Source organism: Micromonospora sp. NPDC085948, from assembly GCF_040686315.1.
GTDB lineage: Bacteria > Actinomycetota > Actinomycetes > Mycobacteriales > Micromonosporaceae > Micromonospora.
On the sequence record NZ_JBFBJW010000001.1, the window covers coordinates 490,349 to 515,507 of the forward strand.

General features: G+C 70.8%; 26 protein-coding genes and 1 pseudogene. 11 read left to right on the forward strand and 16 right to left on the reverse strand.

Features of this window, described 5'->3' with window-relative positions; genetic code table 11:
- Window positions 1-36 precede the first annotated feature (36 nt).
- Together AB0O48_RS02340 and otsB are read left to right on the forward strand one after the other, a co-directional pair.
- The gene (locus AB0O48_RS02340; RefSeq protein ID WP_357241645.1) at window positions 37-390 is read left to right on the forward strand and encodes a hypothetical protein; all 354 of its coding nucleotides are present in this window, start codon (window positions 37-39) and stop codon (window positions 388-390) included.
- Window positions 391-457: 67 nt separating this feature from the next.
- The gene (gene otsB, locus AB0O48_RS02345) at window positions 458-1,282 is read left to right on the forward strand and encodes a trehalose-phosphatase (protein WP_357241642.1); all 825 of its coding nucleotides are present in this window, start codon (window positions 458-460) and stop codon (window positions 1,280-1,282) included.
- Window positions 1,283-1,321: 39 nt separating this feature from the next.
- On the opposite strand, the gene AB0O48_RS02350 is transcribed toward otsB, so the two are convergent.
- The 8 genes from AB0O48_RS02350 to AB0O48_RS02385 form a co-directional block, all read right to left on the reverse strand.
- The gene (locus AB0O48_RS02350) at window positions 1,322-2,092 is read right to left on the reverse strand and encodes an isoprenyl transferase (protein WP_357572497.1); all 771 of its coding nucleotides are present in this window, start codon (window positions 2,090-2,092) and stop codon (window positions 1,322-1,324) included.
- 31 nt (window positions 2,093-2,123) lie between these two features.
- Window positions 2,124-3,266 (reverse strand): geranylgeranyl reductase family protein, encoded by a 1,143-nt coding sequence (locus AB0O48_RS02355; protein WP_357241636.1) that lies wholly within the window; start codon window positions 3,264-3,266, stop codon window positions 2,124-2,126.
- A gap of 255 nt (window positions 3,267-3,521) precedes the next feature.
- Window positions 3,522-4,127, reverse strand: coding sequence for a response regulator transcription factor (locus AB0O48_RS02360; protein WP_357241634.1), 606 nt, complete (start codon window positions 4,125-4,127; stop codon window positions 3,522-3,524).
- Window positions 4,124-5,296: a sensor histidine kinase gene (locus AB0O48_RS02365; RefSeq protein ID WP_357241631.1), complete on the reverse strand. Its 1,173-nt coding sequence runs from the start codon at window positions 5,294-5,296 to the stop codon at window positions 4,124-4,126. The genes AB0O48_RS02360 and AB0O48_RS02365 overlap by 4 nt, the downstream gene beginning before the upstream one ends.
- Before the next feature lie 20 nt (window positions 5,297-5,316).
- Window positions 5,317-6,048: an ABC transporter permease gene (locus AB0O48_RS02370; protein WP_357241628.1), complete on the reverse strand. Its 732-nt coding sequence runs from the start codon at window positions 6,046-6,048 to the stop codon at window positions 5,317-5,319.
- A 1-nt stretch (window position 6,049) separates the two neighbouring features.
- Window positions 6,050-6,940: an ABC transporter ATP-binding protein gene (locus AB0O48_RS02375; protein ID WP_357241625.1), complete on the reverse strand. Its 891-nt coding sequence runs from the start codon at window positions 6,938-6,940 to the stop codon at window positions 6,050-6,052.
- Between the two features lie 88 nt (window positions 6,941-7,028).
- On the reverse strand, window positions 7,029-7,886 hold the full coding sequence (locus tag AB0O48_RS02380; RefSeq protein WP_357572496.1) for a hypothetical protein: 858 nt from the start codon (window positions 7,884-7,886) through the stop codon (window positions 7,029-7,031).
- 37 nt (window positions 7,887-7,923) lie between these two features.
- Window positions 7,924-9,768 (reverse strand): phosphoenolpyruvate carboxykinase (GTP), encoded by a 1,845-nt coding sequence (locus AB0O48_RS02385; protein WP_357241620.1) that lies wholly within the window; start codon window positions 9,766-9,768, stop codon window positions 7,924-7,926.
- A 136-nt stretch (window positions 9,769-9,904) separates the two neighbouring features.
- On the opposite strand from AB0O48_RS02385, the pseudogene AB0O48_RS02390 reads away from it, so the two are divergent.
- The 3 genes and pseudogenes from AB0O48_RS02390 (at window position 9,905) to AB0O48_RS02400 (ending at window position 12,219) form a co-directional block, all read left to right on the forward strand.
- Window positions 9,905-10,744: pseudogene (locus AB0O48_RS02390) on the forward strand (GtrA family protein).
- A 63-nt stretch (window positions 10,745-10,807) separates the two neighbouring features.
- On the forward strand, window positions 10,808-11,509 hold the full coding sequence (locus AB0O48_RS02395) for a GtrA family protein (RefSeq protein ID WP_357242386.1): 702 nt from the start codon (window positions 10,808-10,810) through the stop codon (window positions 11,507-11,509).
- On the forward strand, window positions 11,506-12,219 hold the full coding sequence (locus AB0O48_RS02400; RefSeq protein ID WP_357241617.1) for a MaoC/PaaZ C-terminal domain-containing protein: 714 nt from the start codon (window positions 11,506-11,508) through the stop codon (window positions 12,217-12,219). The genes AB0O48_RS02395 and AB0O48_RS02400 overlap by 4 nt, the downstream gene beginning before the upstream one ends.
- Window positions 12,220-12,268: 49 nt before the next feature.
- Here AB0O48_RS02400 and AB0O48_RS02405 read toward each other — a convergent pair whose 3' ends face one another.
- Window positions 12,269-12,841 carry a PH domain-containing protein gene (locus tag AB0O48_RS02405; RefSeq protein ID WP_357241614.1) on the reverse strand — a complete coding sequence of 191 codons (573 nt, stop codon included), beginning with the start codon at window positions 12,839-12,841 and terminating at the stop codon, window positions 12,269-12,271.
- Between the two features lie 123 nt (window positions 12,842-12,964).
- Complete coding sequence (locus AB0O48_RS02410; RefSeq protein ID WP_357241611.1) at window positions 12,965-13,840, reverse strand: biotin--[acetyl-CoA-carboxylase] ligase; 876 nt, start codon at window positions 13,838-13,840, stop codon at window positions 12,965-12,967.
- 84 nt (window positions 13,841-13,924) lie between these two features.
- Here AB0O48_RS02410 and AB0O48_RS02415 point away from each other — a divergent pair, with 84 nt between their 5' ends.
- On the forward strand, window positions 13,925-15,508 hold the full coding sequence (locus AB0O48_RS02415) for an acyl-CoA carboxylase subunit beta (protein ID WP_357241608.1): 1,584 nt from the start codon (window positions 13,925-13,927) through the stop codon (window positions 15,506-15,508).
- 103 nt (window positions 15,509-15,611) lie between these two features.
- On the opposite strand, the gene AB0O48_RS02420 is transcribed toward AB0O48_RS02415, so the two are convergent.
- From AB0O48_RS02420 to AB0O48_RS02435, 4 genes are all read right to left on the reverse strand, one after another.
- On the reverse strand, window positions 15,612-16,478 hold the full coding sequence (locus tag AB0O48_RS02420; protein WP_365062463.1) for a hypothetical protein: 867 nt from the start codon (window positions 16,476-16,478) through the stop codon (window positions 15,612-15,614).
- Window positions 16,471-16,971 (reverse strand): sigma-70 family RNA polymerase sigma factor, encoded by a 501-nt coding sequence (locus tag AB0O48_RS02425; protein WP_357241602.1) that lies wholly within the window; start codon window positions 16,969-16,971, stop codon window positions 16,471-16,473. The genes AB0O48_RS02420 and AB0O48_RS02425 overlap by 8 nt, the downstream gene beginning before the upstream one ends.
- Before the next feature lie 62 nt (window positions 16,972-17,033).
- On the reverse strand, window positions 17,034-18,017 hold the full coding sequence (locus tag AB0O48_RS02430) for a 2-dehydropantoate 2-reductase N-terminal domain-containing protein (RefSeq protein ID WP_357572492.1): 984 nt from the start codon (window positions 18,015-18,017) through the stop codon (window positions 17,034-17,036).
- 125 nt (window positions 18,018-18,142) lie between these two features.
- On the reverse strand, window positions 18,143-18,886 hold the full coding sequence (locus tag AB0O48_RS02435; protein ID WP_357572491.1) for a M50 family metallopeptidase: 744 nt from the start codon (window positions 18,884-18,886) through the stop codon (window positions 18,143-18,145).
- A 101-nt stretch (window positions 18,887-18,987) separates the two neighbouring features.
- On the opposite strand from AB0O48_RS02435, the gene AB0O48_RS02440 reads away from it, so the two are divergent.
- Window positions 18,988-19,539 (forward strand): Uma2 family endonuclease, encoded by a 552-nt coding sequence (locus AB0O48_RS02440; protein ID WP_357572490.1) that lies wholly within the window; start codon window positions 18,988-18,990, stop codon window positions 19,537-19,539.
- A gap of 126 nt (window positions 19,540-19,665) precedes the next feature.
- Window positions 19,666-20,418, forward strand: a complete 753-nt coding sequence (locus AB0O48_RS02445; RefSeq protein WP_357241590.1) for a GH25 family lysozyme — start codon at window positions 19,666-19,668, stop codon at window positions 20,416-20,418.
- Between the two features lie 81 nt (window positions 20,419-20,499).
- Here AB0O48_RS02445 and AB0O48_RS02450 read toward each other — a convergent pair whose 3' ends face one another.
- On the reverse strand, window positions 20,500-20,733 hold the full coding sequence (locus AB0O48_RS02450; RefSeq protein WP_357572489.1) for a hypothetical protein: 234 nt from the start codon (window positions 20,731-20,733) through the stop codon (window positions 20,500-20,502).
- An 87-nt stretch (window positions 20,734-20,820) separates the two neighbouring features.
- Window positions 20,821-22,833 (reverse strand): protein kinase, encoded by a 2,013-nt coding sequence (locus AB0O48_RS02455; RefSeq protein WP_365062468.1) that lies wholly within the window; start codon window positions 22,831-22,833, stop codon window positions 20,821-20,823.
- A gap of 90 nt (window positions 22,834-22,923) precedes the next feature.
- On the opposite strand from AB0O48_RS02455, the gene AB0O48_RS02460 reads away from it, so the two are divergent.
- From AB0O48_RS02460 to AB0O48_RS02470, 3 genes are all read left to right on the forward strand, one after another.
- Window positions 22,924-23,118: an acyl-CoA carboxylase subunit epsilon gene (locus tag AB0O48_RS02460; RefSeq protein ID WP_357241581.1), complete on the forward strand. Its 195-nt coding sequence runs from the start codon at window positions 22,924-22,926 to the stop codon at window positions 23,116-23,118.
- Window positions 23,119-23,206: 88 nt separating this feature from the next.
- A complete protein-coding gene (locus tag AB0O48_RS02465; RefSeq protein ID WP_365062470.1) occupies window positions 23,207-23,671 on the forward strand; it encodes a hypothetical protein in 465 nt (154 codons plus the stop codon).
- Complete coding sequence (locus tag AB0O48_RS02470) at window positions 23,668-25,047, forward strand: hypothetical protein (protein ID WP_365062472.1); 1,380 nt, start codon at window positions 23,668-23,670, stop codon at window positions 25,045-25,047. The genes AB0O48_RS02465 and AB0O48_RS02470 overlap by 4 nt, the downstream gene beginning before the upstream one ends.
- The last annotated feature ends 112 nt before the right edge of the window (window positions 25,048-25,159 follow it).

The following is a 25,159-nucleotide window of genomic DNA, read 5'->3' on the forward strand; positions in this document are numbered from 1 at the left end:
AACCCAGCCCTGCGGGACAAAAGGAGGGGTCTGTCCATGACCCTGAAGTGGTTGGCAGTCGTGGTCGCGACGGTGTCGATGACACTGTGGGCGACCGGCAACGCGGTGACCCTCGCGGTCGACGGCGGGCAGCTTCCGCTGCTCGTGAACCTCTTCGTGCTCATCACCGCCGGCACCGCGGTCATCCTGGCCGTCGTCGCCGAGCTGCACGAGCGGATGAACGACCGGATCAGCGCGCTCACCGAGTTCCTGGTGGCACGGCTCAACGAGATCGAGAACCACACCGGCGATCGCAACACCGGGTTTGTGGAGGGCTACCTGTTGAGCCACGGCCAGGACGCGGCGGTGGTGCCGTTCGGCCGACGTGGACGAGGAGCCGCCGAACGCTGATCGCCCACCGCGTAACGGGTCCGCTCGGCCAGGAATGAGCCTTCGTCGCCGGGGTACGCTGACGCGCGTGCCGCCGTTGAATCTGGGCAATCATCAGCCGAGAACCCCGTTGAACGCCGACCAGGCCTGGCGGACCACCGCCAGCCGGGCGGCCGGGACCGTGCTCTTCTTCGACTTCGACGGCACGCTCGCGCCCGTCGACGACGATCCGACCGCGGTACGCCCGGCTCCCAAGGCGTTGGCCGCGATCGAGGCACTCGCCCCGGTCGTGCAGCGGGTCGCGATCGTCTCCGCCCGACCCGTCGAGTTCCTTCGGGATCAGCTCGGCGGGCTCACCGGCGTGGACCTCTACGGCCTCTACGGGCTGGAGCACAGCCATTCCGGCGGGGAGACCGTCACCGAGCCGGCCGCGCTGCCCTGGGTGCCGACCATGACGGAGCTGGCCGACCTCGCGCGGGCTGAGCTGCCACCCGGCACGCTCGTGGAATACAAGCGGCTCTCGGTCGCCCTGCACTGGCGTACCGCCCCGCAGCTCGGCTCGACCGTGCAGCAGTGGGGGCAGGCGCAGGCCGACCGCCTGGGGCTGCGCGTGCAGGCCGGGCGGATGGTGCTGGAGCTCAAACCGCCTGTCGACCGGGACAAGGGCATGGTCATCGGCGAGGCGATCAAGGGTGCAACCGGCGCCTGGTATTTCGGTGACGACGTCTCGGACATCAAGGCCTTCGCCGCGCTGCGCGCCCGCGCCGCCGCCGACCCGGACTTCCTCGGCATCTGCGTGGCCGTGGCCAACCCGGAGACCGGCCACGAGGTGGCAAACGCCGCCGACCTGACGATCGAGTCCCCGGCCGCCCTCGGCGACTTCCTCACCCAGGCACTGACCCACCTGCCCTGACCCGGCCGCGCGGCGACGGACACGTCGCCCGCCGCCGGTTCAGGCGCCGTAGCGGCGTTGCCTGGTCGCGTACGAGCGCAGTGCGCGCAGGAAGTCGATGTGCCGGAAATCCGGCCAGTTGAGCTCGCAGAAGTAGAACTCCGAGTGCGCGGACTGCCAGAGCATGAAGCCGGACAGCCGCTGCTCCCCGCTGGTGCGAATGACCAGGTCAGGATCGGGCTGACCACGGGTGTAGAGGTGCTCGGCGATGTGCTCGACGTCCAGCACCTCGGCCAACTCCTCGATGGTGCCGCCGGAGGCGGCGTGCTCCAACAGCAGCGAACGGACCGCGTCGGTGATCTCCCGCCGACCGCCGTAGCCCACCGCGATGTTGACCTCCGCGCCGCCGGTGCGCTCGCGGGTGCGTTCCTCGGCGCCCTTGAGCGCCGCCGCGGTCTGCGCCGGGAGCAGGTCGAGCGCCCCGACGATGCGCAACCGCCAGGGGTTGCCCTCCTCGGAGAGCTCCACCACCAGGTCTTCAATGATCTTGAGGAGGGGGTCCAGCTCACTGGCCGGTCTGCGCAGGTTGTCGGTGGCCAGCAGGTAGAGGGTCACGTGCCCCACGCCGGCCTGGTCACACCAGCCGAGGACATGCTTGATCTTCGCCGCGCCGACCCGGTGTCCGTCGTTCGGGTCGACGAAGCCCATCTCCCTCGCCCAGCGGCGGTTGCCGTCGCACATCACCCCGACGTGCCGGGGCACCGGCTTACCCGCGAGCTTCGCCGTGAGCCGGCGCTCGTACACGGAGTAGATAAGGTCCCGCAGCGTCATCACCTAGCAGCGTAGCGACCCTTCGCCCAGATCACCGCCTCGGAGCCCCATCCCCGCCGACCAGACCGATGCCGATCATCGCCAGCGTACGGGCGGTGAGGCGTCCGTCACCCAGTCCCAGCTCGACCACGTCGTAGAACACCCGGTCGTCGCGCCGGGCGGCCCGGACCGCCGCGTCCACCACTCGGCCACGGCGCGCCAACCAGGCCGCGACCGAACTGTGCCGCAGGTGGGTGCCGAGGCGGCGACGCAACCCGTGCGCGTACCTGCCGGCTGCCGACTCGGGCGCCTCGGCCGCCGCCGCACCGGCGAGCGCACCGGAGAGCAGCGCGTAGAAGATGCCCTCGCCGGTGAACGGATTGATCAGTGACAGCGCGTCCCCGGCCAGCAACGTGCGGCCACGCCCCGGTGCCGGCCGGTGGGTGGACAGCGGCAGGTGATGGGCGCGCAACGCGGTCACCGTCCCCAGGTCGGTGCCGGGCAGCAGCGCGGCCAGCCGGTCCAGCAGGTAGGCCCTGCTCAGCGACTCACCGCGCAGCACCTCCCCGTACCCGACGTTCGCCCGCCCGTCGCCGATCGGAAAGGACCAGGCGTACGCCGGCCAGCGCGCCTTCGAGGTGACGATGAGCTGCTCGGACGGGCCGGGCAGCGCCGGCGCGTATCCCCGGATGGCAAGCGCCAGGTGCCGGTCGGGATTCTGCGGGTGGCCGAGCGCCCGACGCACCACCGACCCGGCGCCGTCGGCGCCCACCACCACCCGCCCGGACACCTCCCCGTCGAGCACCACCCGGTCGGCGCGCGGCTCGACCCGGCGCACGGTGTGCCGGCGCAACTGCGCGCCGGCCGCCACGGCCGCCGCCACCAGGCGCGCGTCGAAGACCTCCCGGGGCACGGTGTACGCGGGTCGGGGCAGCGCCCGGGCCACGGCACCGCCACCCGGCGAGATCATGCGTAACGCGGGCAGCGGCGCGTAACCCGCCACCGCCTCGGTCACCCCCAACTCGGTCAGCACATCCACCGAGTGCGCGGCGATCCCGTCGCCACACGCCTTGTCCCGGGGGAAGTCGGCCCGGTCCAGCAGCAGCACGCTGGCGCCCGCCCGCCGCGCCGTCAACGCGGCGGCCGCCCCGGCCGGCCCCGCTCCCACCACCACCACGTCGAATTCGTCGCTCACCGCGCGCCTCCCTCCGTTCGGTGGGCGGCCCGCTCCTGCCCCGCCCGCGCCGCCGACATCGACCCCGGTGACCGGCGTCACCCGCCATCCTGCCCGCTGCCCGCTCACCCAGACCGATGCCGCACGGCGCCGCACCCGGACCCGCGCCGTCGATCATGGAGTTGTGGTGGACGACATAACTCGCGTAAAAGGGCAAGTGAGGCACCACAACTCCATGATCGGCGCGGTCCGGCACGGGCTGACGAGGGCCGGGCGTCAGATCCAGCCGTTGGCTCTGGCGTGGTGGGCCGCCTCGATCCGGTTGCGGGTGCCGGTCTTGCCGATGGCCGCCGACAGGTAGTTGCGGACGGTGCTCTCGGACAGGTGCAGTCGGGCGGCGATGTCGGCGACGGTGGCACCGTCCACGGCGGCGGTCAGCACGTCCCGCTCCCGGTCGGTGAGCGGGTTCGGCCCGGCCGACAGCGCCGCCGCCGCGAGCGCCGGATCGATCACCCGCTCGCCGGCCAGTACCCGGCGGACGGCCACCGCGAGTTCCTCCACCGGCCCGTCCTTGACCAGGAAACCCGCCGCGCCGGCTTCCATCGCCTGGCGCAGGTAACCGGGCCGGCCGAACGTGGTGAGGATCAGCACCCGGCACTCGGGCAACTGCTCCCGCAGGATCGCCGCCGTGTCCAGACCACTGCCGTCGGGCATCTCGATGTCCAGCAGTGCCACGTCCGGACGGCTCGTCCGGGCCGCCTCCAACGACTCGGCCACGGTGCGGGCCTCGGCGACCACCTCCATGTCGTCTTCGAGGTTCAACAGCAGGGCCAGCGCGCCGCGCATCATGCCCTGGTCCTCCGCGAGCAACAGCCGGATCATCCGGTCACCGTCGCGATCCGGCTCGTGGGAACCCGAACGGTGAGCAGCAGACCCCCGTCGCGCGCCGGGCCGACCTCCAGGGTGCCGCCCGCCTGCTCCAGCCGCTCGGTCAGACCACGCAGACCGTTGCCGAAGGCCGGCCGGCCACCCACCCCGTCGTCCCGAACGGTCAGCACCGACCCGTCGGCGTCGGCGTCGACCCTGATGTCGCACCGGGACGCCCGGCTGTGTCGCAGCACGTTCGTCACCCCCTCCCGGAGCACCCAGGCGAACACGTCGTCGGTCTCGACATCGAGCTGCCCGTCCGTCCGCACGGTAACCGCGATGCCGACATCCGCCAGGACGGTACGGGCGTTGTCCAGTTCCCGGCCGAAGCTGTGCTCGCGGTAGCCGGTGACCGCCTCCCGCACCTCGGCGAGGGCGGTGCGACCGATCCGCTCGATGTCGGCTGCCTCCACGGTGGCCCGCTCGGGGTCCGTCGGAGCCAGTCTGCGTACCACCTCGGCTTTCACCACGACCAGCGACAACGTGTGGCCGAGCAGGTCGTGCAGGTCCTTGGCGAACCGGAGTCGTTCCCGCTCCACCACCGTGCGGGCCAGCTCCCGCTGGGTGCGGCGCAACTCGTCGACCAGACGGGCCACCCGGGCGAACGCCAGCGTCATGGCACCCGCGAGCAACGTGACCAGCGCGATCTGGACCATGTTGTCGGCCGGCAGGCGTCGGGCTACCCCGATCACCAGCACCGCCACGACGCTGCCACCGACCCAGCCGAAGCCCCAGCCGACCTGGACCAGTCCCACCGCGCCGGCGGAGCACACGTACATCAGCAGGGCCAGCCAGCCCTCCGAGGCACCGGCGTACGCGGCAGCGAGCGTCACCCCGAGCAGCGCGAGCAGTGCCAGCCCGGCACGAAACAGGAGCGGTCGAACGGCCAGTCCGGCCACCGGCACCGCCACCAGGGCGAGATAGAGCAGGGCGAAGAGGGTCAGCCCGGCCGCTGCCACCGGCACCGGGTGGACCTGTCCTCGCACGATCGCGGTGGCCGGCGGCAGCAGCAACCACAGCCACAACGTGTGAGCCAGCACGAGCACGACGCCGCGGCGCCGCCGACCACGGTCGACGGACGCCGTCGTCTCGGCGGCACCAGGCAGGTCGGCGACACCAGGCATGGTGGAAACCGTAGCGGTGGTCAACGGCCCACGGCCGCGCGCCGGTAGGCCCATGCCGCGACTGCCGCGAAGAGCAGCGTCCAGGCCAGGAGCAGGCCCAACCCGGACGGGGTGGGTGCCAGCCCGGCGACCGACCGCCAGCCGAGTTCGGCGTACCGGTACGTCGGTAGTGCGTGCGCCAGGTGCCGCAACGCGGCGGGGAAGTACGTCACCGGCAGCAGCAGGCCACCGAGGACCGACAGGCCGAGGAAGGCCAGGAAGTTGACCACCTGGGCCAACTGCGGGGCGAGCCCGTAGCCGATGGCGAGCCCGAGCAGGGCGAACGGTACCGAGCCGGCCCACAACAGCAGCAGTAACGCGGTCCAGCGGGCAGCATCCAGGTGGACGTCCTGCTGCAACCGCCCGGCGACACCGACCGCGACCACCGACGGCACCCCGGTCAGCGTGCTGACCAGCGCCTTCGTCACGACAGCCTGCCAGGGCGGCAACGGGGTGACGCGGAGTTGGTGCAGCCAGCCGACCGCCCGCTCCTGCGCGACCGACGACCCCACTGAGAGCACGCCCGCGACGGCGCCGTAGCCGGCCAGGCCGACCATCAGCGCGGCGGGCGCGGCCACACCCTCCAGTTGGTCACCGCGTCCGGCGAACCCGGAGAAGATCAGGTACGTGAGCACCGGCCCCAGGACGGAGAACAGCATGAGACGTGGGTCCCGGACCAGCCGACGCAGCTCGAATCGTAGATAGGCGCGCATGTCAGTGCTCCCCTCCGGCGGTGGTGAGAGTGAGGAAGGCGGGCTCCAGTGCGACGGAGACCTCCAGTCCGCGGAAACCGCGGGTGCCCGCCAACGCCATGACCGTGGCGTCGGCGTCGTCGGTGGTGAGCACCACCCGGTCGCCCCGCACCTCCACCGACCGGACACCGGGCAGCAGGTCCAGCCCGGTGACGGACGCACCGGCAACGTCGAAGGCGACGGTACGGCTGCCCGCGAGGGCACGGAGCTGGGCGGGCGGCGCGTCGGCCACCACCCGACCGGCGGCCAGCACCACGACCCGATCGGCGTACTCGTCCGCCTCGGGTAACTGGTGCGTGCTGAACAGGACGGTGTTGCCCTCGGCGGCGTACCGGCGGAGGGCAGCCCAGAACTCCCGCCGGGCGGCGACGTCCATGCTCGCGGTGGGTTCGTCGAGGACCAGCAGTTCCGGGCCGCCGGCCAACGCGAACGCGAACCGGGCACGCTGTGCCTCCCCACCGGAGAGCCGGTCCAGCCGACGGTTCGCCTGGCCGGTCAGTCCCGCCGTCGTGAGGATCCGATCGGTCGGCGACGGATGCGGATACAGCGCGCGGGCCAACTCGATCACCTCTCGGACGGTGGCGGCGGAGACGACCCCGGCCCCCTGCAGCATCGCGCCGACCCGGCCGGCCCGGACCGCCTCCGCAGGAGACCCGCCGAACAGGGCCACGGTCCCGGCGTCGGCCGGGGCGAGACCGAGCAGGATCGAGATGGCTGTCGTCTTGCCCGCGCCGTTGCGCCCGAGCAGTGCGACGATGCTGCCCCGCGCGACGCTCAGGTCCATGCCGGCAAGGGCTCGCACGGACCCGAACGACCGGGTAAGTCCAGTGAGACGTACGACGATGTCACCCATGCCCAGCACGCTACGAAGGGTTGAAGCCCTTCCGGCAGTGCCACCGGTACCGGGTGCGTGATGACAAATGTCCCGGGGCAGGCCGGGGTCAGGCCGCAACGACGTCGGGGGCGCGGGCGGCGCGGCGGAGGCCGTAGAGCGCCAACCCTGCGGCGGCGACCAGCGGGGCGCCGTCGCGGACCAGGCCGTCCACGCCCAGCAGCCACCAGCACAGCGGCAGATCCACGGCGAGCACGACCAGGGTCACGCCGACCAACAGGCCCCGCGCCCAGTCCTTGCCCCGCATCAGGAACGCGGTGCAGAACAGCACCGCGTAGCTGGCCACGATGCCGGCGCCGAACCAGAGCAGCACGGCCGGTAGTGCGGTCAGCCGCCCGTCCAGGATGGATCCCCCGGCCACCAGGGCCGGCACCAGCATCAGGGGGCTGTAGGTGAACGCCGCCACCCGGCTGGTCAGCAGCCAGGCGCTGGCCTGCGGTCGGCGCGGAGGGGTCTCCCGCCAGGAGACGCCCTCGCGGTCGATGACGAGGCGGGGCCGGTGCCGGACCAGGTGCCCGGCCAACGCCGACGAGCGGTACAGCAGCCAGACCACCGCCACACAGAGCGCGCTGAGCACGGCGAAGCCGAGCAGGCCGGGCAGCGGCGGCACCCCCTGCCGGGGCACGATCAACCGGCCCACGGCGAAGACCGTGGTGACCGCGAGGATCAGCCCGAACGGGCGAGCCACCGTTCGACCCCGGCGCACGTGCCCGATCAGCAGCAGGAAGCCGAACGAGCGCAGCATCGCCCAGCCGGTCCGTACGGCCAGCCCGAAGCCCTGCTCCGGGGCGTACCACCAATTGAGCAGCTCGACCACGACGGTGGCCGCCGCCGTCGTCGCGAGCAGGAAGGTGAGCACCCGGACGGCGGACGGCCGCCGGACCTGGGTCTCGGCGGCCGTCGTCATGGGATCCGTTGTTGCCCGCGAGGGGCGCTCTTCACACCTACCGCTGCGGCTGTGCGGCGTCGAGGCGGGCGCGCAGCGCGTCCAACTCGGCCCAGAGCACGCCCGGCAGCTTGTCACCGAACTTCTCGAACCACTCGGTGATCATCGGGAGCTCGTCGCGCCACTCGTCCGGGTCGACCTTCAGGGCGATCCGGACGTCCTCCGGGGTCATGTCCAGGCCCTCGACGTCCAGCGACTCGGGCGTCGGCACCATGCCCACCGGGGTCTCGACCGCGTCGGCCGTGCCCTCGATCCGCTCGACGACCCACTTGAGCACTCGGGAGTTCTCCCCGAAGCCCGGCCAGAGGAAGGAACCGTCCGGGTCCTTGCGGAACCAGTTGACGTAGTAGATCTTCGGCAGCTTCGCCTCGTCGCCGTCGGTGCCCTTGCCCATCTCGATCCAGTGCCGGAAGTAGTCACCGGCGTGGTAGCCGATGAACGGCAGCATCGCCATCGGATCCCGGCGGACCACGCCGACCGCGCCGGACGCGGCGGCCGTCGTCTCCGACGAGAGCGTGGCACCCATGTAGACGCCGTGCACCCAGTCGCGGGCCTCGGTCACCAACGGGATGGTGTCCTTGCGACGGCCACCGAAGAGGATCGCGTCGATCGGCACGCCGTTGGGGTCGAAGTACTCGTCGGCGAGGATCGGGCACTGGGTGATCGGGGTGCAGAACCGGCTGTTCGCGTGGGAGGACAGGCCCTCGCTCTCCGGCGTCCAGTCGTTGCCCTTCCAGTCGATCAGGTGCGCCGGCGGCTCCCCCATGCCCTCCCACCAGACGTCACCGTCATCGGTGAGGCCCACGTTGGTGAAGACGGAGTTGCCCCGGTCCAGGGTGCGCATGGCGTTGGCGTTGGTCTTCCAGTCGGTGCCGGGCGCGACACCGAACAGGCCGTACTCCGGGTTGACGGCGTAGAGGCGGCCGTCCGGGCCGAACCGCATCCAGGCGATGTCGTCGCCGATGGTCTCGACCTTCCAACCCGGGATGGTCGGCTCCACCATGGCCAGGTTGGTCTTGCCACAGGCCGAGGGGAACGCGCCGGCGATGTGGTGGACCTTGCCCTCCGGCGAGGTGATCTTGAGGATCAGCATGTGCTCGGCGAGCCAGCCCTCGTCGCGACCCATGACGCTGGCGATGCGCAGCGAGTAGCACTTCTTGCCGAGCAGCGAGTTGCCGCCGTAACCGGAGCCGTACGACCAGATCTCCCGGCTCTCCGGGAAGTGCGAGATGTACTTGGTCTCGTTGCACGGCCAGGCGACGTCCTGCTGGCCGGGGGCGAGCGGGGCGCCGATCGAGTGCAACGCGTGCACGAAGTCCGCGTCGTCGCCCAACGCCTCGAGGACGCGGGTGCCCATCCGCGTCATGATGCGCATCGAGGCGACCACGTACGGGCTGTCGGTGATCTCGACACCGAACATCGGGGACTCGGCCTCGACCGGACCCATGACGAACGGGATGACGTACATGGTCCGGCCCCGCATCGAGCCGCGGTACAGCTCGGTCATCGTCCGCTTCATCTCCGCCGGCGCCATCCAGTTGTTGGTGGGGCCGGCGTCCGCCTCGTCGACGGAGCAGATGTAGGTGCGTTCCTCGACCCGGGCGACGTCCGTCGGGTCGGTACGCGCGTAGAACGAGTTGGGCTTCTTCTCCGGGTTCAGCCGGATCAGCGTGCCGGCTTCGACCAGCTCGTCGGTGAGGCGGCGCCACTCCTCGTCGGACCCGTCCACCCAGACGACCCGGTCGGGGGTGGTCAGTTCCGCGACCTCACGGACCCAGGCGAGCAGTTTCGGATGGGACGTCGGGGCCTGATCAATACCCCGCACAACAGCCGGAGCAACCATGACACATCTCCTTGTGGTCGACGCTGACCGATCTATGGGATGCACGAGACTCAGCGGCGCGATGCGTCGCCTTCGTGGAAACCTGGGATTGGCCTCAGCGTAAACCGGGCAGCCTTCCGAGTCAGTGGGACTGGTTGTGAAGAACTGCACAAGCTACGGCCACGCTGCGGCATCACGATCTGATACCCGCTTTCCTGCGCAGTTTCACGCAAATCTTGTTGTGCACCCCGGCGGACGCTTGTGGCGGTCGGGCCTTGGACCTGCCCCGCCGACCGGTGCGTGGATTCCCGTTCCGAGGCGCGTCAGTCCTCCGAATTGGTTACGCTGCGTACGACGGTTTCGCACACGGTGATCAGCTGCGCCGGGCGACCACGCCCGCTTGCCATAGCTCCCCCTCGGACTGGCCCGGAGCCGGTAGGCTCGCTCCGTGGCCGCCACGATGACCGGGGAGCAACCGGGTCCCCGGCAGACCCGACCGGGTCTGGTTGGCAAGCTGCTGGACCGATTCGGTCACCTCGTCCGCGAGATGAGCAAGTTCGCCACCGTGGGCGGCGTCGCCTTCCTCGTCGACTTCGCGCTCTTCAACTACCTGACGAGCACGCGCGACGTCGAGCAGCTGACGGCGAAGACGATCTCGACCATCATCGCGGCCTCCGTCGCCTTCGTGGGCAACCGGTTCTGGACCTGGCGGCACCGCCAGCGCAGCAACCCGGCCCGCGAGTACGCGCTGTTCTTCTTCTTCAACGTCGTCGGTCTCGGCATCGCGGTGGCCTGCCTCGCGATCAGCAGGTACGGGCTCGGCAGCGTCTGGCCGGCCGTGTTCCAGACGACCCTGGCCGACAACGTCGCCAGCTACATCGTCGGCACGGGCCTCGGCACGCTGTTCCGATTCTGGTCGTACCGGCGGTTCGTCTTCGTCGAAGCGGGAACCCGGACCGTTCCGCAGGTAAGACCCGACCCCGACCGCAGGGCGTGACCTGCCGCTCACCCCGTTTGGCCGGTGATCGCCGGTCACACCGACTGCCCTAAGGTGTTTCGCATGCGTCTTGTCCGCCTGCTGCCTGAGCGCTGGCAGAAGTTCATCCACGAGGCGCTCAAGTTCGGCATCGTCGGTGGCATCAACACCGTCATCAATTACGCAGTGTTCAATGCCCTTGCACTGACCGTTTTCGTCAATGGTCAGTTGAAGGCGACGGTGATTGCGACGGTCGTCGCCACGATCACGTCGTACCTCATGAATCGGCACTGGACGTACCGGGATCGCCCGAAATCGGCGATGCGCCGGGAGTACGTCCTTTTCTTCCTTTTCAACGGGGCTGGCCTGCTCATCGAGCTGGGCGCCGTCGCGGCGGCCAAGTACGGCCTCGGCGTTCACGGCCTGCTGGCACTGAACGTGGCAAAGACCGCGGGTGTCCTGTTGGCCACGCTGTTCCGGTTCTGGTCGTACCGGACCTTCGTGTTCCAGCCCGTCGCTGTCGCCGACGACGAGGCGAAGCCCGAGCCCACCTGGCACGACATCCCCCGCGACGAGTGGGACACGATGGCCGAGATGGACCCGGTCGCCGAACTGGCCGAATCCGTGTCGGAGCTGGAGGAGGCGGAGTCCGCGCGACGTGCCGACCCACCGGCCGGCGCGCCCACCCAGGGCCGCCCCCGGTTGAGCGTCAGCCCCGCCGCCGACCTGGACGCGGAGCTCGCCGCGGAGTTGCACGTCAGCACCCGCCGCGCGCCCCGCCGGTGACGACACCCGACGCCCGCTCCGGCACCGGGCAACCCGCCGAGCTGTTCTTCGAGGATCTTGTCCCGGGGCTCACCGTCGACCTCGGTGTGGTCACCGTGGATGGCGACGAGATGGTCGCCTTCGCGCGGCGCTTCGACCCGCAGTGGTACCACGTCGACGCCGACCTGGCCGGGGCCAGCCGGCACGGTGGGCTGATCGCCAGCGGCTTCTACACAGTCAGCCTGTTCATGCGCGCGTACGTCGACCACCTGCTGTCCCGGGCCGCCGCGGACGCCTCCCCCGGCCTGGAGGAGCTGCGCTGGCTCGCCCCCGTGCGCGCCGGTGACCGGCTCGCCGTTCGGGTCGACGTGATGGGCGCCCGGCCGTCGAGCGCCCGCCCGGGGCTCGGTACCGTCAGCCTCACCGGCACCATGCTGCGTCTCGGCCCGGACGATCGGCCCGAGCAGGAGGTGCTGCGGACCCGCTTCCGTGGCTGGTTCGCCGTCCGCCCAGGCGACGCCGACGCGCCTGACGCCGGCCCTGACGAAGCCGACGCGCCCGACCCGGCCGAGGCCGACGCGCCCGAGGCCGACCCAGCCGAAGCCGACGCACCCGGCAGCGGACCGTCCGACGCCGGCAAGCCGGCGGGTGGGCCGCCGGACGCGGGCTCGGCCGAGACCGGCCCGGAGCGACCCGCCAACGGCCCACCCCGGGCCGAACCACCCGGCTGACCCGCCCCGACACACTGCGGCGGCGGGCCGCCGAGGCACCCGACCCGGATCAGGTCGTGGTGTCCCGCAGTGGCTTGCCGTCCTGCATGTCGGCGAGCATGTCGCGCATCTCCCCGTCGCCGAGCGAGTGCTTGTCGTGTTGCGCCTCGACCAGCTCGTACAGGGTGGTCTGCACCCTTCCGACACTCGGCACGTCGGCGAGCACCGACTGGCCGCGTTCACCTGCCGACTCGATGGTGAGCGTGCCGCAGCCGAGCAGACGTTCGACGAACCGCTGGTTCATCGCGTGGTCGTTGACCCGGGTGAGCGGAAGGTCGCGCCGGTCGCGGGAGAAGACACCCTGCTGGATCAGCACCCGCTCATTGGTGAACAGGTAGTGGGTGGTACGCCAGACCAGAAACGGCCACAGCCCGAGCCAGAGCACCCCGACCAGGGCGATCACTCCGATCACGGCCAGCGCGACCGAACCGCCACCGCTCTCGGGCAGCAGGAGCACGCCGACCACCACCGCGGCGATGGCCAGCACCAGCACCGCGATCGGCCGGATCAGCGCCTTCCAGTGCGGGTGCAGATGGAGCACGACATGCTCGTCCGCGGTGAGCACGTCTTCAGGAAACGCCACGACAACCTCCATCGCCATTTTTCCGACGCGCAGACGGTAAACCCCCAGGCCCCACCACGACATCCGCCGCGCGGCCCCACCCGCTGTCCATGATCTTGCACGTGTTTCGAAAAGGGGTGGTGGTCAGCGCAGGTGCAGGACGTCTCCGGCGGCCAGGGTTCGGGCGCCCGTCGGCGTGGTGAGCTGAAGTTGGCCGTCCGGGTCCACTCCGGTGGCGGTGCCGATCACGGTCTCGCCGTCGGGGAGCAGGACGCGTACCTCACGGCCGATCGTCGCGCAGGCCGCCAGGTAGGCGTCGCGCAGGCCGCTGGCGACCGCGTCGCCACCCGCCGAGCGCCAGCGGTCGTACCAGTCGGCGACCGAGCGCAGCAGTGCCCGCAACAGGGGGTCCCGGTCGGTCGCCGCCGCACCGGCCAACTGCAACGAGGTGGCCGGTAGCCCGGTCGGATTCACCGGCAGCTCCTCGGCGCGCAGCGTCACGTTCAGCCCGATGCCGAGCACGATGGCCGGCGGTTGGTCCGGCGCCCGTCCGGGCACCGCCTCGGCCAACACGCCCGCGCACTTCGCGTCGTCGATCAGCAGGTCGTTGGGCCACTTCAGGGTGGCGTCCAGCTCCGCCAGCCGGGCCACCGCCTCCACCAGCGCCACGCCGGCCAGCAACGGCAGCCACCCGTACCCGGGGGGTGTCACGGGTAGCCAGTCGCGGTCCGGCACGGCCACGCCGGGCCGCAGCAGCACGCTCGTCGCGATGCCGGCCCGGGGCGGCGACTGCCAGACCCGACCGCGCCGGCCGCGCCCGGCGGTCTGCCGCTCGGCCACCACGACCAGACCCTCGGGTTCGCCGGCCCGGGCCGCCTCGGCCGCGTCGGCGTTCGTGGAGCCGGTCTCGGCGTGCAACTCCAGGCGGGTCCACGGCCCGTTCGGCGAGACCAACGCGCGACGCAGCCGCGCCGCCGACAGCGGCGGACGGTCCAGATCGGTGTACGGGGAGCCCGACATTCCGCCAGCCTACGGCGGTGGCGGCGCCGACACTGAGGGGTACTGCACAGCGGCACCGACCTGAACCATCGTTATATTCCCAGGGTGACTACCGAGACCGGGACCAACATCCACAGCACCGCGGGCAAGCTGGCGGACCTGGAGCGCCGGGTCGACGAGGCGGTGCACGCCGGGTCGGCCCGCGCGGTCGAGAAGCAGCACGCGCGGGGCAAGAAGACCGCCCGCGAGCGGATCGGGATGCTGCTCGACGAGGGCTCCTTCGTCGAACTCGACGAGCTGGCCCGGCACCGGTCCACGGCGTTCGGGCTGGAGCGCAACCGCCCGTACGGCGACGGCGTGGTCACCGGCTACGGCACTGTCGACGGCCGGCAGGTGTGCGTGTTCGCGCAGGACTTCACGGTCTTCGGTGGTTCGCTCGGTGAGGTCTTCGGCGAGAAGATCGTCAAGGTGATGGACCTGGCCATGAAGATCGGCTGCCCGGTGGTCGGCATCAACGACTCCGGCGGCGCCCGCATCCAGGAGGGTGTGGTCTCGCTCGGCCTCTACGGCGAGATCTTCTTCCGCAACGTGCGGGCCTCCGGCGTCATCCCGCAGATCTCCCTGGTGGTGGGACCCTGCGCGGGGGGTGCGGTCTACTCCCCGGCGGTCACCGACTTCACCGTGATGGTCGACCAGACCTCGCACATGTTCATCACCGGCCCGGACGTGATCAAGACGGTGACCGGCGAGGACGTCGGCATGGAGGAGTTGGGCGGCGCCCGCACGCACAACACGCGCAGCGGCAACGCGCACTACCTCGCCACCGACGAGGACGACGCGGTCGACTACGTCAAGGCGCTGCTGTCGTACCTGCCGTCGAACAACCTCGACGAGCCGGTGGTCTTCGACGCGCCCGCCGACCTGGCGATCAGCGACGAGGACCGGGAGCTGGACACGCTGATCCCGGACTCGGCCAACCAGCCGTACGACATGCACACCGTGCTGGAGCACGTCCTCGACGACGGGGAGTTCCTGGAGGTCCAGCCGCTCTACGCGCAGAACATCGTGGTCGGCTACGGCCGGGTGGAGGGCCGCCCGGTGGGCGTCGTCGCCAACCAGCCGATGCACTTCGCCGGCACCCTGGACATCGCCGCCTCGGAGAAGGCCGCCCGGTTCGTGCGCACCTGCGACGCGTTCAACATCCCGGTGCTGACCTTCGTGGACGTGCCCGGCTTCCTGCCCGGCACCGGCCAGGAGTGGGACGGCATCATCCGCCGGGGCGCCAAGCTCATCTACGCGTACGCCGAGGCCACCGTCCCCAAGGTCACCGTGATCACCCGCAAGGCGTACGGCGGGGCGTACGACGTGATGGGCTCCAAGCACCTCGGCGCGGACCTGAACTTCGCCTGGCCCACCGCCCAGATCGCCGTGATGGGGGCGCAGGGCGCGGTGAACATCCTCTACCGCTCCGAGCTGGCCAGCGCCGAGGACCCGGCCGCGATCCGGGCCGAGAAGATCGCCGAGTACGAGGACACCCTGGCCAACCCGTACGTGGCGGCCGAGCGCGGTTACATCGACTCGGTGATCGCACCGCACGAGACGCGCACCCAGATCGTCCGGGCGCTGCGCGTCCTGCGCACCAAGCGGGAGACCCTGCCGCCCAAGAAGCACGGCAACATCCCGCTCTGAGCGGGTGGCCCCTGCTCGCTTGATCCGCGCAACTTCGGGGAAAGTGCTGCCTCCCGGCACCGGGAGGCAGCAACATCCCTGACGTTGCGCGGATCAAGAAGGGTCAGCAGGCCGGGTTGGCCTCGGGGCACAGTCGCCGAGCGGCCGTCCGGCCCAGCGCCTCAAGATCCGCGTCGCCCAGGCCCAGGCCCGGGTCGGGCACCAGCACGGTGACCAGGTCGCCGACCCGGACCACGACGGTCATCCCCACCGGGCTGGAACGCTGGAGTGTCCTTCCCGAGGCCGGGCCACGGGGGGCGAACGGCACATGCCGCACCAGAATCGACTCGTCACCGGCGAAGTTGCTCGCCGCCGTCTCCCAGGCGTGCTTGCTCTCGTTGGGCGTCGTCTCGCCCGCGGCGACGACGTTCTCGACGACATGCCACTCGGGGCAGGCGTCGAGCAGCGCCCTCAGGTGAGTGAAGAGTCGCGCGCTCACCAACGGATCGACCCGGTAGACGTCCTGGCTGAGTTCGACCCTGGTCGGTGCCCTGCCGGCCCCCGTCGGCGACAACAGGGTCTGCGACCGCGAGTAACGGGAGTACGCGGGGACCGCGGGCAGGCCACGACCGTCGCCGCACCTCTGCAGCGTTGGATCCAGTCGGACGACCTCACCGAGGCCGGCGTCGCCGAGCTGCACGGCGCCTTTCACCGGCACCTCGGTGACAGCCAGCAGGGCGTCGAGGGGGATCTCCGCCCGGGCGGGGCTCTGCGTCGCCACAGGCACGGCGGTAGTGGGCGGAGCCGACGTGCGCTCCGTCAGGGCGTATGCCGGGCCGGTCACCGCCGCGAGCACCGCGACCGCCGCGAACGCGGCCGTGCGACGCCTACGCCTGCGGGCCGTCGCCCGGATCTCCTCCGGCTCCGGCCACCTGACGTCACGCAGGTCCCGGTGGACCCGTTCGACGAATGCCAGGTCGTCGTCACGCATCGGTAGCCTCCTCCAGGTCAGAGACGGCGAGCAGGCCGGCGAGCGCGGTGCGCCCCCGGGACAGTCGAGCCTTGACGGTGCCCACCGGGGCCGCGGTCTCCCGCGCCACGTCGGCGACCGGCATGCCGACCAGGTAGTACAGGGCGATGGCGACGCGTTGCTCCTCGGGCAGCCGACGCAGGGCCGCGACCACCTCGACGGTGTCGGTGCCCGGGCCGGGAACGCTCTCGGTGGCACCGTGCCGCAGGTACGCGCGGGCCCGGCTGCGCAGGCTGCGCCAGCGGCTGACCGCGACCCGGCTGGCCACCACCCGCACCCACGCCTCCGGATCGTCGTACCCACGGACCGTCGACCAGCGCTGCCACGCCCGGATGTACGCCTCCTGCACGGCGTCCTGAGCCTCGACCCGGTCCCCGGTCAGGGCGTAGACGAACCCGAGCAGCCGTTGCCGGCTCCCCCGGTAGAACTCGTCGAACTCGTCGACGTCCGGCACCCGTTGCCTCCCCGTGTCGGTCGCAGGGAACACGCGCCGGGCCGGGTCATCGGTTGCCCCGATCAGGAGATCATCTTCTCCAGTTCGGCGAGCGGGAACGCGCCGGCCGCGATCCGCTCCCGCACCGCCCGACGTACGGCCCGCTGCACGGCGACGTTGGCCGGCGTCGGCACGCCATGCAACCGGCCGAGCAGCGCGATCTCACCGTTGAGGTGGTCGACCTCGGTCGAGCCGGTGCCCCGGGCCAGGCTCTGCCAGGTGGAGCCACCGGAGCGGGCCTCGCCGTCGACCGGGCGCTGCTGCACCAGGTCGCCGCGTTCGGCCTTCTCCTCCGGCGGGGACGTGTGCGCGATCCCGGCGGCGGCGAGCGCGGCGACACCCTCGGCGCGTACCCGCTCGGCCAACGCCTCCGGGATGTCCCGACCGAGCAGCGCCTGGAGGCCGTTGCCCAGATTGCTGAGCAGCTTGCCGTACTTCCAGCGCAGCACGTCCTCGCGGACCGGCGCGACGAACCCGGCGGCGCTCAGATCGGCGGCGATCGCCCGGTCGGTGTCGTCGGCGCCCTGGGGGTAGCGCCCAATGTGGAGCATCCCCGGGTGCGGGTAGCCGTTCGCCACCACCACGCCCGGGTCCAGGTGGGTGGCCGGCAGCCAGACGCAGACCGGGTGCACGTCGGCGAAGAGCCGCAGCGCGGCCCGCTCGTTGGCCACCCCGTTCTGCGCGGTCACCAGCGGCAGACGTTCGCCCGCCGTGCCACCGCCGGCCACCGGCGCGTCCACCCAGGCGGCCAGCGCGCCGGCGGTGTCCTGCGACTTCACGGTGAGGATCAGCACGGTGTCCGCCGGCAGCGGCTGGTCCGTGGGCCGGTCCACCGCCGCGAGCCGGGCGGTGACCTCGCCGTCGGGCTGCCGCAGGGTCAACCCGTGCGCCCGGATCGCGTCCAGGTGGGCGCCGCGGGCCACCACTGTCACGTCCCGGTCGGCCTGGGCCAGCCGTACGCCGATGGTCCCGCCGACCGCACCCGCCCCGATGATCACGTATCGCATGGCCTCATTCTGCCCGCCCCCATCCCTCCCGCCGTCGATCATGGAGTTGTGGTGCCTGACTGCGGGGGTATTGCGGCTTTCGCGGCCCACCACAACTCCATGATCGACCCGTGCGGAGGTCGGTTTTAGAGCGCCAGGCCGGCGCTGGTGAGGATGGGGCCGGTCAGCAGCAGGGCGCCGGCGACCAGGGCGGCCAGGTTGACAAGCGCGAAGACCCCCACCCAGAAGAGCGGCGGGAACGGGGTGAGCCCCGCGAGTTGGTCGGCGTCCGAGGCGGGCATCCGCCCCCGCGACCGCAGCCGTTGCAGCTCCACCACCGGTCGCACCCCACCGAGCAGCAGGAACCACACCCCGACGTACGCGAACGCGGCCTGGACCTGCGGCGGGGCGTACCACGAGACGGCGAACACCAGTGCGCCGGTGACCAGCAGCGACACCACTCCGAAGACGTTGCGGATCAGGACGAGCATGGCCAGCAGCAGCGCCACCGCCACCCAGAGCAGCAGGGTGATCCGGTTGCCGCCGAGCAGCCAGGCACCGGCCAGCCCGACCAGCGGCGGGGCGACGTACCCGGCGAGCAGGGTGAGGATCATGCCCGGCCCGGTGGGACGGCCGGCGGAGAGCGTCAACCCCGATGTGTCCGAGTGCAGCCGGATGCCGCGCAGCTTGCGCCCGGTGAGCAGGGCGACGAGTGCGTGCCCGCCCTCGTGCGCGATGGTGATGGCGTTGCGGGCGATCCGCCACGGCAGCCGGGTGGACACCACCACCAGCGCCACGGCCGCGGTGATCAGCACCAGCAGCGGGGGCGGGTCCGGCTGAGCGCCGAACAGCGTGTCCCAGGTCTCGCCCAGCCCGTCGATCGACATCATGGAGCGCGAGCCTACCGGCGGCGTTCCGTGTCGCTCCCGGAGCACCGCCTCGTATCCCGGGAAACTGATCGGGTGGCGAGTGAAGCGAGAGGTGAGCGCAAGTGAGCGCAGCCCTCCTGGAGCCGCACGTCGGCCTGTGGACCGAGGCTGACTACTTCGCTCTGGGCGAGACGCCTGACCGGATCGAACTGCTCGACGGGAGCCTGATCGTGAGCCCTGTACCGAGCCGACGGCACCAACGGGTGTCGCGCCGGCTGGCGAACAGCATCGAGGCGGCAGCAGAGCCTCGTGGTCTCCTGGTCTATGACGCGATCAACGTCCGGCTCGGTGTCGACCGGGTCGTCGTTCCGGATCTCGTCGTCACCGACGCCGACGACGACGGCACCCAGCTCGACTCGGACCGAGTGTCGCTCGTCGGCGAGGTCGTCCCGCCGGGCAACGCCGCTGCGGACCGGCTGGTCAAGATGCAGCTCTACGCCATCGCGCGAATCCCCTGGTATCTGCTGGTCGAGCAGGACGGCGAGGGTCACTCGCTGCGGCTGCACCGGCTCGACGGTGAGCACTACGTCGAGGACCAGGTGGCCAAGGCCGGCGAGACGCTGACCATCGTCGAGCCGTTCCGCTGGCAGCTCGACCCGGCCGCGCTGGGCTGATCCGTCCGACTCCCGCAACCGGGACGACACACGCCCGTCGATGAAGCTTTTTTCAGTCGCCCTTGTGATCTAGGGCACTTACCTCCAAAGATGGTTGTCGATAGAGCGACGTCCTTGGAGGCATTCATGGCCCGTACCTCGTCATCGCTGCGCCGCGTGCTCGCGGCCAGCCTCACCGTCCTCGCCACCGCGGCGGCGGCCCTGGTCGCGACCGCCGGACCGGCGGCCGCCGCCACCACACCCGGCATCGACGTGTCCCGCTACCAGGGCACCATCAACTGGACAAGCGTCCGCAACGCGGGCATCCAGTTCGCCTTCATCAAGGCGACCGAGGGCACCACCTACAAGGACCCGAACTTCAACGCCAACTACGTCAACTCGTACAACGCCGGGGTGATCCGCGGGGCGTACCACTTCGCCCGGCCCAACATCTCCGCCGGCTCCACCCAGGCCAACTACCTGGCCTCCAACGGCGGCGCCTGGTCGGCGGACAGCCGCACCCTGCCGGCGGCGCTGGACATCGAGGCGAACCCGTACAGCGGCGGCTACTGCTACGGCCTGAGCACGACCGGCATGCGCAACTGGGTACAGGACTTCCTGAACACCTACCGCTCCCGCACCGGCCGGTACGCCGTCATCTACACCACCACGAGTTGGTGGAACCAGTGCACCGGCAGCTGGACCGGCCCGTGGGCGAACCACCCGCTGTGGCTGGCCCGCTGGTCGAGCACGCCCGGCGCTCTGCCGGCCGGGGCACCGGTGTGGAGCTTCTGGCAGTACACCAGCACCGGCGTCGTCTCCGGGATCAGCGGCAACGTGGACCGCAACTACTGGAACGGTGACCGCAGTCGACTGATCGCGCTGGCCAACAACACCTGATCGTGCCGTTGGCGGCAGCGGGATCGACGGTCACCACCTGGTTGACAATCGGTCCGGCTGCCGCCACACACCGGGTACGGGTCAGACCCGCCGTCGGCTCAACGCCGGCACCATCACCGGAGCATCCTCGCGGACCAGCGCGTCCCGCCGGCTGAGCCGCCGGACGCCCACCGCACCAATGGTGATGGCAACGACGCCGAACAGCGCGACGAGTACCGGAAGCCCAATGCTGATCAGCAGCAGTGCCACATCGCCGAGTGCGACGAGCATCCACAGTGCCAGCCGGGGCCGGGCGTTCCTGTATCGGTAACCCATGTCGCACCTCCCTCCGTCGTTGGAGATCAGATACCCCGAACGACGCAAGAACATGCGAGAGAGGTTCGCGCAGGTGCGGAACGCCTGTCAGTTGACCCGATCGGGCTTGAAGCCCTTGACGATCTGGTCGAAGTTGGCGAGGTTGGCCTGCCAGTCCTTCTCCGCGATCTCCCACCGGATGGCGTAACCCCGGTTGGTGGCGGTTACGAAGCCCCGGTTGCGCACATAGATGCGGGTGCCGTCCCGGGTCTCCAGCCACTCCCAGTCGGCGCAGGTCCGGTACCAGTCGCAGGCCTTGATGCTGCCCACCAACTGATAGTTCTTGACCAGGCTCTTGCGGTACGGTTCCTTCTCCTTCCAGTCGGCGACCGCGTCCTTCTCCGGGCTGGAGGTCCACTGGACCAGCATCTTGCCAGGCCCGCCGGACTGGTTGAAGACGGCCGTGTCCGAACTGGTCTGACGGCCGCTCCAGCCGGGTGGGAGCGGAATGGAGAGGGTCGGCCCCTCGTACAGCTTCCAACCCGCCGGCAGCGCGTTCGGGTCGGTCGACGGCGTGGCCGAGGGCGACGCACTCGGTGCGCCCGTGGTGGGCGGAGGCGCCGCCGGAGCCGAGGACTGCGCCGGCGCCGACGTCGCGGCAGCACCGGTCGTCGGGCCGGCCTGCGGGGTCTCGTTGTCGTCGCCCTTGGTGAGCATCGGCACGATCACCACGAGGCCGATCAGCAGCAGGGCCACAAGCGCCCCGATCAGCACGTTGCGTCGGGTGTTGTTCGGCTTCGTGCCGTCCGACGGCGGGACCGCCGCACGCCCGGCCGGACTCAACGGCGGCATGAGCGACGTCGGCGTCGTCGGCTTGCGCTGCTCCGGGGCCACCGGCGGTCCGTCAACCACAGTCGGTTCGTCGTCGACGTTCGCCGTACCGTCGCCGACGCTCGTCGTACCGTCGCCGGTCGTGTCGGCCGTGGCCGTGACCTTCGCGGTCGGGTCGGCATCGGACGGGCTGTCGATCGTGGCGGTCGGCTCGGCCGGCACCACCGCGGTCGGGTCGGCTGGCACCGGTGCCGTCGGGTCGGAATGCTCGCCGGAGGGAACGACTGTCGTCGGCGTGGCATCGGCGGAGGTGGTCGCGGCAGCAGCGGAGGTAGCGGCCGGCGGCGGTGACACCGGCCGGTCGGCACTCTCGGCCGGCCGCGGGGCGGGGACGTGCGGCGGGCGCGGCTCGCGCGGGCCGTTCGGCCCCGGCCGGCGTACGCCATCCAGCAGTGAGATCCCGCGCGCACGCTTGCCACCGGCGCGGCGCAGCAGGCGTTCCGCCACCTCGGCGGTGATCCGCTCGTGCGGATCCTTGCGGAGCAGCCCGTTGAGCACGGCCTTGAGCGGACCGGCGTTCTTCGGCGGCGGAATCGGCTCGGTCGCCAGCGCCGCGAGGGTGCCGATCGCCGACGGGCGGGCGTAGGGCGACTTACCCTCGACCGCCGCGTAGAGCGTCGCGCCCAACGACCACAGGTCGGCCTCCGGGCCGGCGGTGCCGTCCCGGGCCCGCTCCGGCGAGATGTACGCGGGTGAGCCGAGCACCATGCCGGTGCGGGTCACGTTCGGGTCGCCCGGGATCGTGGCGAGACCGAAATCGGTCAGTACCACGCGGCCGTCCTCGCCCAGCAGCACGTTGCCGGGCTTGACGTCGCGGTGCATGACGCCCGCCTTGTGCGCGGCACTGAGCGCGCCCAGCACGCCGAGGCCGATCTCCACCGTGCGGGCCACCGACACGGGACCGTCTTCGGCGAGAGTGTCCTGCAACGACTTCGACGCCACGTACTCCATGACGATCCACGGATCACCATCGGTGCGCAGCACGTCGAAGATGCGGACGACGTTCGAGTGGTTGAGCCGGGCGATGGCCCGCGCCTCCCGCAGGGAGCGCTCACGCATCTCCCGGCGCTCCTCGTCGGTGAGACCCGGCGGCGGCACCAATTCCTTGATGGCGACGTCCCGGTGCAACACCTCGTCGCGCGCCTTCCACACCCGGCCCATGCCACCCTGGCCGAGCGGCGTCAGAAGCCGGTATCGGTCAGCGACAAGTTGGGGAAGCGCGTTCGACATCGGTGAGACGGTACCCGGACCCACCGACGCTCACACCGCCGGCACGCCACTGTGCGCTTCCGGTAACTTCGCGCCGCGTACCCTGGCGTCATGTCTGCCGAAGAGCCGCTGTTCCGGGTCGTCCGGGGCGTGCCCACCGCGGAGGAGTTGGCCGCCCTGGTAGGGGCGATCATCGTGCGATCCCGCCCAGCCGCCGCGCCCACGCCGACGACCGCGTCCGCTTGGGCCCGCAGCGGTCGACCCTCCAGCTCCGGTGGGTGGCGCGCCGCCGGCCTGCCTCGCTGAACCGACCCTCCGGACGGGGGCTGCCAGCGGTGCGTGCAGACGTTACCCTCACTCAGGGAGACGGTGCCGTGACAGCGAGGGAGGACCCGTGATCCCCGACGAGGACCGCCCAGCGCCCTGGCTGCGCGGCTACGGTGGCATCGAGGCCGACATCAGCCAGCTCAGAGAGTTCGCCGACCGACTCGCCGCCGAGGTCGAGAGCAACTACGCGCCGCACCTTCCGTACATCGCCGAAGACATGTCCGCGCGGCTACCCAACCCGTGCGACGCCTTCGTCGAGCTGGTCACGTTCCTACACGCGCACCACGAGACGCAACAGGCCACCGCCGACATGGTCTACGCCGTCCGCGGCGCCACCGGCCACCTGGCCGCCGCCGCCGATCAGGTCGCCACCCGGTACGCCGACAGCGACGCCTTCACCGCCGCGCGAGTGGTGGACGTACGACAGGCCCTCGCCGACCCGACCAGCATGCTGCCCGGCGGCCCGACACCCATGCTGACCGACCCGACCGGCCCCGACGCCGACACCGAAGGGCCGGTGGTGCTGCCATGATCAAACGGGACTCCGGCCGCACCTCCGGCCTCACCGACTGGCACCTGATGGACGTCAACAGCATGTGGGCCTGCCTCCAGGACCACGAGACCGACAACCACTGGAAGCAGGTCGCCGGCTGGCGCAAGGTCTGCGACCTGGCGCAGACCCACCTCAGCCGCCTCCAGGAATACCGGCGCGGGCTCGCCGAGGCGTGGCCACCCGAAACCAGCGCCGCCTCCAGCACCTACCTCGCCGAACTCGACGAGCTGATCGACAAGGTGCAACGCACCCACAACGCCGCCGCCGCGAACTACACCGCCCTGTCCGCCGCCACCCAGGCCATCGGCACCACCCGCGCCGCGCTCCGCAAGATCCACGAGGAGTACGCGACCAAGTCCCAGAAGAAGCAGGCGTACGAGTCGATGGCCGCCGACCCGAAAGCGGTGATGGGCAACCGGGTCACCGAATCGCCCGTCAGTGATGCGGACCTGGAACGGCTCAACGTTCAGGCACGAGCGGCGATGTTCAACCTCAGCGGCGAACTCCAACAAGCCCAAGCAACCCTTCAAAAACCACCAGCAGCACCACGGAGCAATCCCGGAATCGATCAAAGCGACTCAGACGTCTACAATGCCGCTCCTGTCATTCCTCCGGTAGTCCCAGTACCACTTGCGCCAACTCTGAGGATTAAACCAAGCACCGTCGCGAGTCAGGCGGGAACATCTGCGAGCGCCGGCGTAGGGCCAGTTCTTGGCGGCGCAGGTGGCGTACTCGCCTCCGGCCCCACAACCCCGCTCCCACCAGTCAGCACTACATTCCCAACACAACTTGGTTCAACGCCTGGTTTCGCTGGGGCACCGGCTTTACCACCTGTCATTCCTGCGCGCGGCGATCGACCGAAGCCCCCGCGCTCGCAGCCTTACCCGGCCCACCCAGCCGGCAACGGCACAGGCGCCAAGGGGTCTCCCGCCACCTCACCGCGCCCGATGCCGCCCGGCGGCTTGATCGGTGGCGCGCCCGGCATGGGACTCGGCCAACCCGGGGCCAGCGATAGCCAACCTCGCCGCATCAACCCGGTGGGCGGCCTAATTGGAGGCGGCGGTGCCGGAACGGGACCCACTGGTGGCGCAGGCTCTCGCCCCGGGGGCAGCCGAGGCTCAAGCAACCTCCACGGGATGCCCCCGTTCGGTGCCGGCTTCAACGGCGGTACCGGCATAAGTCCTAGTGGCATCGCGTCTACGCGACGTGACGCCCGAGGAGTGCCGGGCGAGACGGAGAACCGCTGGGATCCCGACCATCCATGGGAGACGAGCGAAGGCCTACCCCCGATTGTTCGACCACCAAATGAAGAAGGCCCAGTCGATCCCGGCCCGGCCATTGGTCTGGACCGTTGATCCTAGCGGCCTGTGGAATTCTATTAGCAAGCGTCAGCCTCACGGCCGTTCCACCACCTCAACCAACACAGGTCGCAGGCAACCTGACCTCGGCTGGGGTTGAACGAATACG